This is a genomic window from Vibrio sp. T20, from assembly GCF_007858795.1.
Taxonomy (GTDB): Bacteria; Pseudomonadota; Gammaproteobacteria; order Enterobacterales; family Vibrionaceae; genus Vibrio; species Vibrio satsumensis.
In genome coordinates this window covers 13,176-28,697 of the sequence record NZ_VFEB01000219.1, presented here as the reverse complement: position 1 = coordinate 28,697, position 15,522 = coordinate 13,176, and the positions used below count along the sequence as shown (strand labels likewise).

The 15,522-nt window shown below is 45.5% G+C and carries 16 protein-coding genes; 10 read left to right on the top strand and 6 right to left on the bottom strand.

Features of this window, described 5'->3' with window-relative positions; genetic code table 11:
* The first annotated feature begins 71 nt into the window (after positions 1-71).
* From accB to fis, 5 genes are all read left to right on the top strand, one after another.
* Positions 72-527, top strand: coding sequence for an acetyl-CoA carboxylase biotin carboxyl carrier protein (gene accB, locus FTW16_RS21600; RefSeq protein WP_146492402.1), 456 nt, complete (start codon positions 72-74; stop codon positions 525-527).
* A 15-nt stretch (positions 528-542) separates the two neighbouring features.
* Positions 543-1,886 (top strand): acetyl-CoA carboxylase biotin carboxylase subunit, encoded by a 1,344-nt coding sequence (accC, locus tag FTW16_RS21595; protein ID WP_017062706.1) that lies wholly within the window; start codon positions 543-545, stop codon positions 1,884-1,886.
* 170 nt (positions 1,887-2,056) lie between these two features.
* On the top strand, positions 2,057-2,944 hold the full coding sequence (gene prmA / locus FTW16_RS21590) for a 50S ribosomal protein L11 methyltransferase (protein WP_146492401.1): 888 nt from the start codon (positions 2,057-2,059) through the stop codon (positions 2,942-2,944).
* A 140-nt stretch (positions 2,945-3,084) separates the two neighbouring features.
* A complete protein-coding gene (gene dusB / locus FTW16_RS21585; RefSeq protein ID WP_032546269.1) occupies positions 3,085-4,053 on the top strand; it encodes a tRNA dihydrouridine synthase DusB in 969 nt (322 codons plus the stop codon).
* Positions 4,054-4,076: 23 nt separating this feature from the next.
* The gene (gene fis / locus FTW16_RS21580) at positions 4,077-4,373 is read left to right on the top strand and encodes a DNA-binding transcriptional regulator Fis (RefSeq protein ID WP_004729744.1); all 297 of its coding nucleotides are present in this window, start codon (positions 4,077-4,079) and stop codon (positions 4,371-4,373) included.
* Positions 4,374-4,462: 89 nt separating this feature from the next.
* Here the strand turns inward: fis and zntR are convergent, their stop codons facing one another.
* Positions 4,463-4,903, bottom strand: a complete 441-nt coding sequence (gene zntR, locus FTW16_RS21575) for a Zn(2+)-responsive transcriptional regulator (protein WP_146492400.1) — start codon at positions 4,901-4,903, stop codon at positions 4,463-4,465.
* Between the two features lie 323 nt (positions 4,904-5,226).
* On the opposite strand from zntR, the gene purH reads away from it, so the two are divergent.
* Together purH and purD are read left to right on the top strand one after the other, a co-directional pair.
* On the top strand, positions 5,227-6,819 hold the full coding sequence (purH, locus tag FTW16_RS21570; protein WP_146492399.1) for a bifunctional phosphoribosylaminoimidazolecarboxamide formyltransferase/IMP cyclohydrolase: 1,593 nt from the start codon (positions 5,227-5,229) through the stop codon (positions 6,817-6,819).
* Between the two features lie 133 nt (positions 6,820-6,952).
* A complete protein-coding gene (gene purD / locus FTW16_RS21565; protein ID WP_146492398.1) occupies positions 6,953-8,242 on the top strand; it encodes a phosphoribosylamine--glycine ligase in 1,290 nt (429 codons plus the stop codon).
* A gap of 170 nt (positions 8,243-8,412) precedes the next feature.
* On the opposite strand, the gene FTW16_RS21560 is transcribed toward purD, so the two are convergent.
* Both FTW16_RS21560 and hupA read right to left on the bottom strand, forming a co-directional pair.
* A complete protein-coding gene (locus FTW16_RS21560) occupies positions 8,413-9,111 on the bottom strand; it encodes a DUF1481 domain-containing protein (RefSeq protein WP_146492397.1) in 699 nt (232 codons plus the stop codon).
* A 47-nt stretch (positions 9,112-9,158) separates the two neighbouring features.
* On the bottom strand, positions 9,159-9,431 hold the full coding sequence (gene hupA / locus FTW16_RS21555; RefSeq protein ID WP_004729753.1) for a nucleoid-associated protein HU-alpha: 273 nt from the start codon (positions 9,429-9,431) through the stop codon (positions 9,159-9,161).
* Positions 9,432-9,701: 270 nt separating this feature from the next.
* Between hupA and FTW16_RS21550 the strand changes: the two genes are divergently transcribed.
* Positions 9,702-10,880, top strand: a complete 1,179-nt coding sequence (locus FTW16_RS21550; RefSeq protein ID WP_146492396.1) for a CNNM domain-containing protein — start codon at positions 9,702-9,704, stop codon at positions 10,878-10,880.
* A gap of 80 nt (positions 10,881-10,960) precedes the next feature.
* Here the strand turns inward: FTW16_RS21550 and FTW16_RS21545 are convergent, their stop codons facing one another.
* The gene (locus FTW16_RS21545) at positions 10,961-11,548 is read right to left on the bottom strand and encodes a YjaG family protein (RefSeq protein ID WP_017062699.1); all 588 of its coding nucleotides are present in this window, start codon (positions 11,546-11,548) and stop codon (positions 10,961-10,963) included.
* A 71-nt stretch (positions 11,549-11,619) separates the two neighbouring features.
* Between FTW16_RS21545 and FTW16_RS21540 the strand changes: the two genes are divergently transcribed.
* Entirely contained in the window at positions 11,620-12,546 is a 927-nt protein-coding gene (locus FTW16_RS21540; RefSeq protein WP_146492395.1) for a D-2-hydroxyacid dehydrogenase, read from the top strand.
* A complete protein-coding gene (locus tag FTW16_RS21535) occupies positions 12,546-13,139 on the top strand; it encodes a uracil-DNA glycosylase family protein (RefSeq protein WP_146492394.1) in 594 nt (197 codons plus the stop codon). The genes FTW16_RS21540 and FTW16_RS21535 overlap by 1 nt, the downstream gene beginning before the upstream one ends.
* Positions 13,140-13,242: 103 nt before the next feature.
* On the opposite strand, the gene hemE is transcribed toward FTW16_RS21535, so the two are convergent.
* Together hemE and nudC are read right to left on the bottom strand one after the other, a co-directional pair.
* Complete coding sequence (gene hemE, locus FTW16_RS21530; RefSeq protein WP_146492393.1) at positions 13,243-14,310, bottom strand: uroporphyrinogen decarboxylase; 1,068 nt, start codon at positions 14,308-14,310, stop codon at positions 13,243-13,245.
* A 299-nt stretch (positions 14,311-14,609) separates the two neighbouring features.
* Positions 14,610-15,419, bottom strand: a complete 810-nt coding sequence (nudC, locus tag FTW16_RS21525; RefSeq protein WP_048659213.1) for an NAD(+) diphosphatase — start codon at positions 15,417-15,419, stop codon at positions 14,610-14,612.
* Positions 15,420-15,522 lie beyond the last annotated feature (103 nt).

Genomic DNA, 15,522 nt, shown 5'->3' with positions numbered 1-15,522 from the left:
TAAACAACGAACTATTACTAACCTACTCAGTCAAAGAGTAAGTTCAATTAACAGATAAAGAGAAAGAAACAATGGATATTCGCAAAATCAAAAAGCTAATCGAATTGGTTGAAGAGTCTGGTATTTCTGAGCTAGAAATCTCTGAAGGTGAAGAGTCAGTACGAATCAGTCGTAACAGCACTGCACCTGTAGCACCTGTTCAATATGCAGCAGCTCCAGCACCTGTAGCAGCGGCAGCAGCTCCTGCGGCGGCACCTGTAGCAGCAGAAGCAACGGCTCCTGCAGTTCCAGCTGGTCACCAAGTTCTTTCTCCAATGGTTGGTACTTTCTACGGCGCTCCAAGCCCAGACGCAAAACCATTCGTTAAAGTTGGTCAATCTGTAACTGCTGGCGAAACTCTATGTATCGTTGAAGCAATGAAAATGATGAACCAAATCGAAGCTGATAAATCTGGTGTTGTAACAGCTATCCTAGTTGAAGACGGTCAACCAGTAGAATTCGACCAAGCTCTAGTAATTATCGAATAATAGAGAGCACTCATTATGTTAGATAAATTAGTAATCGCGAACCGTGGTGAAATTGCACTACGTATTCTGCGTGCATGTAAAGAGCTTGGCATTAAAACGGTAGCGGTTCACTCAACTGCTGACCGTGATCTTAAGCACGTACTGCTTGCAGACGAAACCATTTGTATCGGTCCAGCTCGTGGTATCGATAGCTACCTAAACATCCCTCGTATCATCAGCGCAGCTGAAGTGACAGGTGCAGTAGCTGTCCACCCTGGCTATGGCTTCCTATCTGAAAATGCAGACTTTGCAGAACAGGTAGAGCGCAGTGGCTTTATCTTTGTTGGCCCTAAAGCTGAAACCATTCGTATGATGGGTGACAAAGTGTCAGCTATCACGTCAATGAAGAAAGCTGGCGTACCTTGTGTACCAGGTTCTGACGGTCCTCTTGACGATGACGAAGCGAAAAACAAAGCACACGCTAAGCGCATTGGCTTCCCAGTTATCATCAAGGCATCTGGCGGCGGCGGCGGTCGTGGTATGCGTGTTGTTCGTTCTGAAGCAGAACTAACAGAAGCTATCGCGATGACTCGCGCTGAAGCAAAAGCATGTTTCAACAACGACATGGTTTACATGGAGAAATTCCTAGAAAACCCACGTCACATTGAAGTACAAGTGCTTGCAGATGGTCAAGGCAATGCTATCCACCTAGGTGAGCGTGACTGTTCAATGCAGCGTCGTCACCAGAAAGTTGTGGAAGAAGCACCAGCTCCAGGTATCACTGAAGAGATGCGTAAGTACATCGGTGAACGCTGTACTCGTGCATGTATTGAGATCGGTTACCGCGGCGCAGGTACATTTGAATTCCTATACGAAAACGGTGAGTTCTACTTCATCGAAATGAACACTCGTATCCAGGTTGAACACACGATTACTGAAATGGTAACGGGTATCGACCTAGTGAAAGAACAGCTACGTATTGCAGCTGGTCAGCCTCTATCATTCACTCAGGATGATATTAAGCTGCGCGGCCACTCAATCGAATGTCGTATCAATGCTGAAGATCCAGTTCGCTTCCTACCTTCACCAGGTAAGATTGAACGTTTCCACGCACCGGGCGGCATGGGCGTACGTTGGGAATCTCACATCTACACGGGTTACACAGTGCCACCACACTACGATTCAATGATTGGTAAGCTGATCACTTACGGTGAGAACCGTGATGTTGCTATCGCTCGTATGAAGAACGCATTGGGTGAAATGATTGTTGAAGGTATTAACGTTAATACCGAGCTTCAATTGTCTATTATGAACGACGAAAACTTCCAACACGGTGGTGCAAACATCCACTACCTTGAGAAGAAACTTGGTTTGTCATAACCCGTTCGTTTAAGAACAGTCAAAATGCTCACTTCGGTGAGCATTTTTGTTTTTGAGCCGCCGAAAAAATCAATCTTTAATCCCCATTATATTCCGTGGGGTTTTGGTGAATTTGCTCATATTTTCTGCTAGACTCGCCATCCAATTTTTCTCATATAGAAGATGCAGCCATGCCTTGGATTCAAATCAAGCTTAATGCTACCAATGAAAATGCCGAACAAATCGGCGACATGTTAATGGAAGAGACTGGTGCTCTTTCTGTAACTTTCCTGGATGCACAAGATACCCCTGTATTTGAGCCTCTGCCGGGCGAAACTCGCCTTTGGGGTGATACTGACATTCTCGCGCTTTACGACGCTGAGACTGATACTAGTGTCGTTCTAGCGCAGATTAAAGCAAGCAACATGTTCCCTGCAGACTTTGCTCATAAAGTAGAGCAAATTGAAGACAAGGATTGGGAACGTGAATGGATGGACAACTTCCACCCCATGAAGTTTGGTGAGCGTTTATGGATCTGCCCTAGCTGGCGCGATATCCCTGAACCTGACGCTGTCAACGTAATGCTAGACCCAGGTCTTGCATTTGGTACAGGTACCCACCCGACAACGGCATTGTGTCTTGAGTGGCTTGAAGGCTTAGACCTAACCGGCAAAACCGTGATCGACTTCGGTTGTGGCTCAGGCATCCTAGCGATCGCTGCGATCAAACTAGGCGCGGCAAAAGTTATCGGGATCGATATTGATCCTCAAGCTCTGCTTGCATCAAAAGACAACGCACAACGCAATGGCGTTGCTGAGCAACTAGAGGTGTTCTTGCCACAAGATCAACCGGAAGGTTTGCTAGCTGACGTGGTTGTTGCCAACATTCTTGCCGGTCCATTACGCGACCTTTCTGGCATCATCAAAGGCCTAGTTAAGCCAAATGGTGTGCTTGCGATGTCGGGTGTTTTAGATACACAAGCAGAAGATGTTGCGACTTATTATCGTGATGAGCTTCACATTGATCCGATCATTGAGCAACAAGAATGGTGTCGAATCTCAGGTCGCAAGCAAGGCTAGACAAGACTTTGGGCGCTAATTGACTGAAATTTAAACAAATTACAAAAACAATTTGTAAATGCTCAAATATTAGTCTTTTCACGCAGCGAAAAAATGCGTAAAATGCGCGCCCTTGCTGGTACAGAACTGTGATGACATTTTTGAAAATCGGAAATTATCAACTTAAGAACAATCTAATCGTCGCTCCTATGGCTGGCGTAACGGATAGACCATTCCGTGAGTTGTGTCTTCGCTACGGTGCGGGGATGGCAGTCAGTGAAATGATGTCCTCCAATCCGAAGGTTTGGAAAACGTCAAAGTCTCAGCAGCGTATGGTACATGAAGGCGAATCGGGCATTCGTTCAGTACAAATCGCTGGTGCAGATCCACAGCTTATGGCCGAGGCTGCTCAATTTAATGTCGATAACGGTGCGCAAATCATCGATATCAACATGGGTTGTCCAGCCAAAAAAGTGAATAAGAAGCTTGCGGGCTCAGCCCTACTGCAGCATCCAGAACTCATTGAAGACATTCTGAAAGCGGTGGTAAATGCTGTCGACGTTCCAGTAACGTTGAAAACGCGCACAGGCTGGGATACAGACAATAGAAACTGTGTCCAAATCGCGAAAATAGCCGAAGACTGCGGCATACAGGCACTTGCCCTTCACGGGAGAACTCGCGCTTGTATGTACAAAGGTGAGGCAGAATACAAACACATTAAAGCAGCGAAACAAGCAGTATCTATTCCGGTTATCGCTAACGGTGATATCGATAGTCCGGAAAAAGCGAAGTTTGTGCTGGAGTACACCGGTGCTGATGCTTTAATGATAGGTCGACCTGCCCAAGGACGTCCTTGGATTTTTAACGAAATCCTACACTATTTGGAAAACGGCACCACGATGGACCCACTCCCGATTTCGGAAGTGAAAGACATCATGCTTGGTCATGTGCACGCTCTACATGAATTTTATGGAGAGTTTTTAGGCCCTCGCATCGCTCGTAAGCATGTGGGTTGGTATCTAAAAGAGCATGAACAAGCGAGTGAGTTTCGCCGTACCTTCAACGCATTCGAAGCAGGTGATCTGCAGCTTGAAGCGCTAGAAGGTTTTTTTGATAACGTTGCACCATAATTACGAGAAGAGCTAGACCGAATATGTTCGAACAAAATCTGACTTCAGAAGCATTGACAGTAACTACAGTTACATCACAAGACCAAATCACGCAGAAGCCACTACGTGACTCAGTTAAAGCATCATTGAAAAATTACCTTGCTCAATTAAACGGTCAAGAAGTCAGCGAGTTATACGAATTAGTATTAGCTGAAGTTGAACAGCCACTACTAGACACTATCATGCAGTACACTCGCGGTAACCAAACTCGCGCAGCAACCATGATGGGTATTAACCGCGGTACTCTTCGCAAGAAACTAAAAAAATACGGCATGAACTAATCATTCTTTCGTAATTTATTGAATTGAAAGCCAAACTCATTTTTGAGTTTGGCTTTTTTTTGGCTTGTATAGCCCTGCTCAGTGGCTGACTACTCCCCAGTGCGACAGCAGCGCCTTTTGTCGACGTTTGCGGAATCCAAGGCTGCCAGAATCGAACAATGGCTTGCATCGTCGTCTACATGGCCACAACACGCATCATTAATCTTTTTAAGTGCGGTGCGAATCTTAGTTAATTCGGTAATCTTCTCATCAATCATCTCTAGCTTTGCTGAGGTAATCGACTTCACTTCAGCGCAACTGTGCTGTGTGGCCTCGAGGCGAATCTCAAGCAATTCTTTAATCTCGTCCAAACTCAGCCCCAACGCTTTAGATTTGAGAATAAATGTCACCTGTTTCTGGTTATTTTCATCATATAGGCGATAACCCGACTCACTGCGACTGGCTGGCGCGATCAGGTTATTCTTCTCATAAAATCGCAAGGTATCGGCTGTCACACCGCATCGTTTCGCTAATTCACCGATCTGAAACATGTTTTTTCCTACTGTTTCGTCCATTCCACAATTAACCTTATCGTTACTTTTCAGGCTGAAATGGCACTTTTCATAATTAATTTTGAGATGCCAAACGATTGCGCGAGCTTTTTTGTAATAAATTAGTTAGAATCTGCGCCATCAAATTTGGAGTTGGTTATCTTATTAAGATTATATAAGCATAACCCAAAGGTCTTTACCAAAACTGGCCAATATTTTATCTCTGACTCTTAGCGAAATCTGTTTGAGTAAGAAGATAGAAACAAGTTCTTTTTTGGCAAATATCTTTATTTTAACCCCATGAATTTGAGGAAGATGGAAGCATGAATAACGCTCGTCCAATTCGCCGCGCTCTAATCAGCGTATCAGACAAAACTGGTATCGTTGAATTTGCACAAGCTCTTGCTAACCGTGGTGTAGATATTCTATCTACCGGTGGCACTGCTCGCCTGCTTGCTGAAAAAGGCATCTCTGTTACAGAAGTATCTGACTACACTGGTTTCCCAGAAATGATGGATGGCCGTGTTAAGACTCTGCACCCAAAAGTTCATGGTGGTGTTCTAGGCCGTCGTGGCCAAGACGATGACGTGATGGAAACTCACGGTATCAACCCTATCGATATGGTTGTTGTAAACCTATACCCATTCGCAGAAACCGTTGCTAAAGAAGGTTGTACCCTTGCTGACGCTGTTGAGAACATCGATATCGGTGGCCCAACAATGGTTCGCTCTGCAGCGAAAAACCACAAAGACGTAACTATCGTTGTAAACGCACACGACTACGAGCGCGTTATCGCTGAAATGGACGCTAACGAGAAATCTCTAACACTAGAGACTCGCTTCGACCTAGCTATCGCAGCATTCGAGCACACGGCTTCTTACGACGGCATGATTGCTAACTACTTCGGCACTATGGTTCCTAGCTACGGCGAGAACAAAGAAGGTGATGAAGAAAGCAAATTCCCACGCACGTTCAACCAACAGTTCGAGAAAAAACAAGACATGCGCTACGGTGAGAACAGCCACCAAGCAGCCGCATTCTACGTTGAAGCAAACCCTGAAGAAGCATCTGTTTCTACTGCTCGCCAAATCCAAGGTAAAGCGCTTTCTTATAACAACATTGCTGACACTGACGCAGCACTTGAGTGTGTGAAAGAGTTCGACCAGCCAGCATGTGTGATTGTTAAGCACGCTAACCCATGTGGTGTGGCACTAGGTGAAGACATCCTAGAAGCTTACGATCGTGCATTCAAAACAGACCCAACGTCTGCATTTGGCGGCATCATCGCATTCAACCGTGAACTAGACGCAGCAACAGCAACGGCTATCACTGAGCGTCAATTCGTTGAAGTTATCATTGCACCTTCTGTTTCTGCTGAAGCAGTAGAAATCGTAGCGGCTAAGAAAAACCTTCGCCTACTTGAGTGTGGTGAGTGGACAACTAAAACCACTGGTTTTGACGTTAAACGCGTTAATGGTGGCTTGCTAGTTCAAGACCGAGACCAAGGCATGGTGTCTGAAGACGACCTTAAAGTGGTTTCTAAGCGTCAACCTACAGCTGAAGAGCTAAAAGATGCACTGTTCTGCTGGAAAGTAGCGAAGTACGTTAAATCTAACGCTATCGTTTACTCGAAAGGCGACATGACTATTGGTGTAGGCGCTGGCCAAATGAGCCGCGTTTACTCTGCGAAAATCGCAGGCATCAAAGCTGCAGACGAAGGTCTACAGGTTGAAGGTTGTGTGATGGCATCAGATGCATTCTTCCCATTCCGTGACGGTATCGACGCGGCAGCAGAAGCGGGCATTAAGTGTGTTATCCAACCGGGTGGCTCTATGCGTGATGACGAAGTTATCGCAGCAGCAGACGAGCACGGCATGGCGATGATCTTTACAGGCATGCGTCACTTCCGCCACTAGAAAGAAAAGATACGAGAGCGCTTCGCTACGAGAAACGGGAACGCTGCGCTCCGAGATGAGCAACACTCTCATTTAGTGTTGCTCAGACATTTTCTAGTTCTACTACTATCAATTTTGATTGAAGGTTTAAAACATGAATGTACTAATTATTGGTGCCGGCGGTCGTGAGCACGCACTTGGTTGGAAAGCAGCACAAAACCCAAACGTTGAAACAGTATTCATCGCGCCAGGTAACGCAGGTACTGCACTTGAGCCGAAACTTGAGAACGTAAACATCGGTGTTGAAGACATCGCAGGTTTAGTGGCGTTTGCTCAAGATAAAAAAATCGAACTGACTATCGTTGGTCCTGAAGCGCCATTGGTTATTGGTGTGGTTGATGCATTCCGCGAAGTGGGTTTACCTATCTTTGGTCCTACTCAAGCAGCAGCACAGCTTGAAGGTTCGAAAGCATTCACTAAAGACTTCCTAGCTCGTCATGATATCCCAACGGGTTACTACGCAAACTTCACTGAGATTGAGCCAGCTATCGCTTACGTTCGCGAGCAAGGCGCGCCAATCGTTGTTAAAGCTGATGGTCTTGCGGCGGGTAAAGGCGTTATCGTTGCGATGACACTTGAAGAAGCAGAAGACGCAATCAAAGACATGCTAGCAGGCAACGCATTTGGCGAAGCTGGCAGCCGCGTAGTTATTGAAGAGTTCCTTGAAGGCGAAGAAGCAAGCTTCATCGTAATGGTTGACGGTTCTAGCGTTCTTCCTATGGCCACCAGCCAAGATCACAAACGTGTTGGCGACAAAGACACAGGTCCTAATACTGGCGGTATGGGTGCTTACTCTCCAGCGCCAGTAGTAACGCCAGAAATCCACAACCGTATTCTTGAGGAAGTTATCTACCCAACGGTACGTGGTATGGACGCAGAAGGCGCACCTTACACGGGCTTCCTTTACGCAGGCCTAATGATCGATGCTGACGGTACACCTAAAGTTATCGAATACAACTGCCGCTTTGGCGATCCAGAAACGCAGCCTATCATGATGCGTATGGAATCAGATCTTGTTGAGCTTTGCTTAATGGCTATCGACGAGAAGCTGGACGAAGCGGAATCTAAGTGGGACCCTCGTGCTTCTATCGGTGTTGTTCTTGCCGCTGGCGGTTACCCTGCTGACTACGCAAAAGGCGACGTTATTTCACTACCAACAAGTGAAGTTGAAGGCCAAAAGGTTTTCCACGCGGGTACGACAAATAACGAAGCTGGCGATGTGGTGACAAACGGTGGTCGTGTACTTTGTGCAACGGCACTGGGTAATACGGTTTCTGAAGCTCAGGAGCGCGCCTACGCGTTAACTAAGCAAGTTAGCTGGAATGGTATGTTCCACCGCAATGACATTGGTTACCGTGCGATTGCGCGCGAGCAAGAGCAGTAATCAATCTTGTTACTCGCTTACTTTCCAATAACAGTAAGCGAATAACAGCAAAAGGCACCTCAATAGGCGCCTTTTTTATTACTCAATCTTTACTAAGAATCTGTACCTGTACAGACAAATCAGCATTTGGCCTACAGTAGGCTAAACACTCTCAACCCTTGAATTGATCGCTATTCTTTCAACAATGATGGCCTAACGACACAATCATGGCTGTCTTCAGCTAGCATCAGCAACTCTTCCACACTCATCTTACCCAGTGAATCACTGCCAAGAAACGCTGCATAACTTTCCACAGCTGCTAGTCGGTTGATCACGAAGCTTGGTAAGGTCTGGTTAAATTCAAAGCGATCAAACTCACCACCAGCGCACGTTTCAAAAGAGCTGCCATTCCAATACCCTTGAACCAGTCTGAGCCCTTCGTCATCCTGTTTCATCGTAGTTTCTAGAACCGATTTAGCTTCTTTCTGATAGTTTTCAAGTTGCTTAGCTTGGATAGGTAAAATTTTGCTGTCGATACGATACTGTTGATACACAGCTTCGCCTGACTTATTGAAACGCACATGGACACGATAAGGAACAAGCTCATTCGAAGAATTACGCTGCTCGCCTTCACGAATAAATTCACGAAGCACGCCTTCTGACCAAGCATAGTCAGTTTGATACCAGCCGTAATCGCCGACAGTGACGTAGTCAGCTGAAGTATGAGGTTGTGTTAGCTTGTTTGTAACCCAGTAGAAACTTGTCGCGTCGCCCATGACTTGGCCGCCGGTGTGAGTTTCAAATTGCTCTAGGTTTTTGCGAGGGCTTGTTGAAGAACAGCCAATAAGAAATGTAGATAATAGTGAAACGAGAAGAAATGCTTTTTTCATAAAAACCTGTACCGAGGTGGAATACGACTACCTCGGTACAGTTTAGATTATTTCACTGAATCTTTCAGCGCTTTACCTGCAACAAATGCTGGAACATTTGCAGCAGCGATTTGGATCTCATCACCAGTTTTTGGGTTACGACCAGTGCGAGCTGCACGGTGGTTTACTTTAAAAGTACCAAAACCAATTAGCTGAACTTGATCGCCATCTTTAAGAGCATCTGTAACACCGCCAAGAGTCGCTTCTAGAGCAGCTTTAGCTTGTGCTTTAGAAAGGTCCGCTTTTTCAGCAATAAAGTCGATTAATTGAGTCTTGTTCATTTTAGGTTTCCCTTCTTTGTATTTTTGAATTCAATTCACTCTAAAACATAAATGCCCCATCTGGCAAAGGTTTGTCGTCGATCTTTAGCTCTAATGCCGTAGTTTTAGCCATAATATGAGTAATAACTCACAATTTGTTACTGATTTTATTAAGCAAGCCCTTGTTTAAAAGGGGCTGAGAGCAAAATTAATGATGACCTAGCCACTACTTTTTCACTATAATCCACGCTGAATCGCTGCTAAAGCGTACAATTTAATTTAAGGGCAAACATGCTGCTGCTAACTATTTACGTCTCCATTGCTATTGGAGTTTCTTTCATTTGTTCTGTTTTGGAAGCTGTACTTTTGAGTATTAGTCCGAGCTACATTGCTCAACTAAAACAAAATGGGCACCCTGCAGCAGAGTCTTTAGACAAACTGAAAACAGATATTGACCGCCCGCTTGCGTCAATTTTAACGCTCAATACCATCGCGCATACTATCGGTGCTGCGACAGCAGGTGCACAAGCGGCTGTCGTTTTTGGTAGCCAATGGTTAGGTGTCTTCTCTGCCGTGCTAACGCTGGGTATCTTGGTGTTGTCTGAAATTGTTCCAAAGACCATTGGTGCAACCTACTGGCGTCAACTTGCTCCTGCTTCGGCAAGCGTGCTGCGTTGGATGGTGTTCTTCCTAACACCGTTTGTATGGTTCTCAGAACAGATCACCAAACGTCTTGCTCGTGGCCACCAAGCACCAAAAATGCGTGATGAGTTATCTGCAATGGCGATCTTGGCAAAAGAGAGTGGCGAGTTTGCAGAAGGCGAATCAAAAATCCTGAGCAACCTACTGGGTATTCAAGATGTACCCGTGACTCAGGTAATGACGCCGCGCCCAGTGGTATTCCGTGTTGATGCGGAAATGAGTGTGAATACGTTCCTAGAACAACATAAAGACACGCCATTCTCACGTCCGTTGGTTTACAGTGAGCAGAGTGACAACATCATCGGTTTTGTTCACCGCCTAGAGCTGTTTAGATTGCAGCAAGCCGGTTGTGGTGAAAAAGCTCTGGGTGAAGTAATGCGCCCTATCCACGTGTTGCTGAACAACATGGGCTTGGCTAAGGCCTTTGACCAGATGATGGCAAACCGCCTGCAACTGTCTTTAGTTGTGGACGAATACGGCACTATTCAGGGCATCATCACCCTAGAAGATATCTTTGAGCACCTTGTAGGTGAAGAGATCGTCGACGAAGCGGATAAAACCACCGACATGCAAGAACTGGCGTTTCAACGCTGGGAGAAGTGGAAAGAGACACACGGTGTTATCGAAAACCGCGATGAAGAGGACGAGCTAGAGGAAGAAACTCCAACAGACAACGATGCCTCAGACGCAAAATCAACGGACGACGACGCCTCAAAAGATAAAGCTTCAAAAGACAAAGCGCAGAACGAAGACAAAAAAGACGCTTAATCTAAATTTGAGACCGTCAGATACAACAAAGGCTCCCTAGGGAGCCTTTGTTTTTATTCATGCTTTGGTGCAATTGCGAATTATAGCGCAACACCAATGTTACTGACTGGGTCTTCACGCAGTTCGTGGCGTAGATCTTTGATCAGCTCTAAGTCACGCTCAGTCGTTTCACGTAGAGGTCGGAAAATGGCCCACTGAACGTCCCACTCTTCACATACCGCTTCGTTTTCTTTCTGGTTTTCGTTGGTCACTTCTTCAGCGCCTTGAGCAAACTCAAGCTCAGCAACCGTCTTCACCGATTGTTGACTCACTTTAATTACCGCTTCCAACATATGTTCACGGTCAAGCAGGCCATGAATTAGCGTTGCTAGGCCTTGGCATGCGTCCATTGCTGGGTAAACACCATAAAAATCAAAATCATCACCGCTAGGGAATAGCTCTTCAACCTTCTCAAGTTGACGCTCAAAGTTCACCTTTGCTGTTTTAACCGTCAAGATTTCCCAAATGCTATCCAAAACATCACGATAGATTCGAGCTTCCGCAAATTCTGTATTCTCACAAAACATGGCATAGTTAGGGTACATACGCTCACATAGACACGCCATAAAGGTAATTTGTTGCCAAGGTTCTAACTTTTCAAGACGAACCTGCAGTGGATTCTGAAGCATAGTCACTCAATAATTGCAGAAAAAGACAGCGAAAGTGTACTTGATAAACCCTGGGGGGAAAAGGTAAGCCGATGAACAATTTTACGAATAAGCTCTATATTCTTACTGAGCATGACGATACCTATACGCAACTGATTCTAAACCAGGATTTACCCGACCTAGAAATCACTCAAAACCCCAAATCAGCACAGATTGTCTTGGCATCACCGCCTCTAATCGCAGAACGCCTCGGCGAGTTTAAAGAGCTAGACTGGGTACAGAGTACCTATGCTGGAATCAATAAACTCACGCAGCCAGATCTGCGTCAGGACTATACGCTAACCAACGTCAAAGGCATCTTTGGCCCGGCTATCGCAGAATACGTGTTGGGTTACACAATCAGTCACTGTAGACACTTCCCTCATTACCATCAGCATCAACAACAACGAAACTGGCAGCCACAGCTTTATACTAGCCTAACTGACAAAACTATGGTGATTTTAGGAACAGGGTCAATTGGCAGTCATTTGGCAAAAACCTCGGCGGCTTTTGGTATTCATACCATAGGTGTCAACCGTACGGGTATCCCATCCAAACAAGAAGCCTTTAAAGAGACGTTCCACATCAATGAGATAGAGGCTGCCCTTAAGCAGGCCGATATTGTGGTGAATACCTTGCCATCAACGCCTGAAACCTATCAATTACTCAATCAAACGACCTTAGGTTACTGCTCGAATGTGCTGCTGTTCAATGTCGGTAGAGGTGAATGCCTAGACAATAAGTCCTTGCTGCTAGCCATAAAAAACAGATGGGTAGAACACGCATTTTTAGATGTATTTGAAAGTGAGCCCCTCTCTCAGGAACACCCTTTCTGGAAACTACCGCAAGTGACGATTACGCCACACATTGCTGCACTCAGTGAGCCAAGACAAGTGGTAGAGATCTTCGCAGAGAATTACAAACAGTGGCGAGATGGTTTTACACTTAATCATGTCATCGATTTTGATAAAGGTTACTGATGTCCTCTTCGTTACTTAAAGAGATACGACAATGCCGAGCATGTGAGCCTCACCTCTCGCACGGCGCCAATCCAGTGATTCAAGCACACCCAAACGCACGCTTACTGATCATAGGTCAAGCACCGGGCATCAAGGTGCATGAGTCGTCGATCCCTTGGAATGATGCCAGTGGCGAACGATTAAGAGAATGGTTAGGGATAGATAGCGATACTTTTTACGACGAGCAAAAGGTCGCGATTGTGCCTATGGGGTTTTGTTATCCAGGTAAAGGAAAGAGTGGCGATCTGCCACCACGCAAAGAGTGCGCGGAGCTTTGGCATAACAAAGTGCTGCAATCTCTACCCAATATTCAAATGACACTGCTGATTGGCCAGTACGCACAAAACCATTACCTAACAAACAAAACCACCAGCACACTGACCGAAACCGTGCGAGATTGGCAAAGGTGGGCGCCTGAGTTTTTGCCATTACCTCACCCTTCGCCACGCAATAATATCTGGCTAAAGAAGAACCCTTGGTTTGAAAGTGAAGTCATTCCCTATATCAGGAAACATATCTCAGAGCATTTGGCCTACCATGATCCAAATGCCTAATTAACTGCACACAACAAGATTAAACCGCGATCAAATACCAATTTCAGGCAATAAAAAAGCGCCGTTGGTTTCCCAACAGCGCTTTCAATCATCTTACTCAGAATTACTTGTGGTAAGGCTTAGATAATTCGTGAACAGCGTCAACGAATATACCTGCGTTCTCTGGCGGTACATCTAAGTGGATACCGTGGCCTAGGTTAAATACATGACCTGTACCACCGTCGCCGAAGCCTTCTAGGATGCTGCCCACTTCTTCGCGAATACGTTCAGGCTGAGCGTAAAGCATTGAAGGATCCATGTTGCCTTGCAGAGCAACTTTGTCGCCGATGCGAGCTTTTGCATCTGCGATATTGATTGTCCAGTCTAGACCAACCGCATCACAACCTGTTGCTGCGATAGATTCTAGCCACATGCCACCGTTCTTAGTGAACAGAGTCACTGGTACACGACGACCTTCGTTTTCACGGATTAGGCCATCAACGATTTTGTGCATGTATTGCAGTGAGAATAGGTTGTAGTCACGAGGAGTCAGCACACCACCCCATGTATCAAATACCATTACCGATTGAGCACCCGCTTTAATTTGCGCGTTCAGGTATTCGATAACACTGTCAGCCAGCTTGTCTAGAAGCAGATGCAGCGTTTGTGGTTCTGCGTACATCATCTTTTTGATCTTAGTGAATGCTTTAGAGCTTCCACCTTCAACCATGTATGTCGCTAGAGTCCATGGGCTACCAGAGAAACCAATCAGTGGCACTTCACCTTTCAGGTCTTTACGGATCTGACGAACGGCATTCATTACGTATTGAAGCTCACCTTCTGGATCAGGTAGGCCAATCTTCTCTACGTCAGCTTTACACGTGATAGGACGCTCAAACTTAGGACCTTCACCTGTTTCAAAGTACAAACCTAAGCCCATTGCATCAGGGATAGTTAGGATGTCTGAGAACAAGATTGCCGCATCAAGCGGGAAACGACGTAAAGGTTGAAGTGTTACTTCTGATGCCAGTTCAGCGTTTTTGCACAAAGACATGAAATCGCCTGCTTCAGCGCGCGTTGCTTTATACTCAGGAAGATAGCGGCCAGCTTGGCGCATCATCCATACCGGTGTGTAATCAACAGGCTGTTTTAAAAGTGCGCGTAAATAGCGATCGTTTTTTAATTCGGTCATTCCGTTAAATTCCAATTCAATCTTGTCTAGTTTTGATGGCAAGTATTCTAACACTGATTGAAGGGTAAAAGCTGTGTGCTTTGCAACCTAGATCAAGTTATTAACTTTTAAATCAATGCTTAATTTGCACCCAATTGCGGGGGCATGTTAAAAATTTGTTCGCTAGCGAAAATTACAATTATAACATCTGAGTAGTCACTACTCAGCATCTCATAACGACATCTTACTTACCCCCTCCACTTGTGGAGGGTTTTTTTTCGCTTTTGACCACTTATAGGCCAAATACTATCACAGGCAAATTAGTGCTCTAACACCTGCTCCATAACGGCATCTTTCATCGCGTCATCAACGGTTTTCTCAATCAACTGTCTCGCAATGGTTCCTACAGGGGCAACATCAGGTAGGCTTGTTACGTCAAACCATTGAGCATCCGATAACTCGCTGTAGTCTGGCTTAAGCGTACCACCAGCATAATCTGCAAGAAAGCCCATCATCATACTCGATGGAAACGCCCACGGCTGGCTGCCAAAGTAACGAATATTATCGACATCGATACCCGTTTCTTCTTTTACTTCTCTTGCCACACACTTCTCTAGGGTTTCTCCGACCTCTAGGAAGCCCGCTATCACGGTATACATACCTGTTTTATGTCTTGGGTGCTGTGCAAGCAATATCTTGTTGTCGTTTCGTACAGCGACAATGATGCATGGGAAGATACGAGGGTAATGAAGTGTACGGCAATCTCCACACTGCATCGCCACCTGGTTATGGTTGAGATGATTTCGACCACCACACTGAGGGCAAAAACGCATACTTTGAGTCATATGCCCATATTGGATGGCTTTGCTTGCAGTCAAGAAACTCGCTTCAGGCCAGTGCAGTAACTCTCTTAGGCTGACCATGCTCAGCTCATTCTCCACATCACAGTCGTTGAGCCAATACACCTTACGACCTTGATGCTGACCAATACAGATTGCATGCTCAACACTCAGCCCAAGCTCTTCAGCAGAGCCAAACGGAAACTGATCATTATTAACCCAAATATCACTACCAGAAACGACGCACCAATAAGCTTGCTCTGTCATTTTGTTATCACTTTTTTTTAACATCCCTATGCCTCATTGCTTGCAGTTCGTTCATTTTACTGGCAATCTAATTTCATACTAGAGTTGTAGCAGAGAATATTTCAAGCTATTACTTTTAGTAGCTACC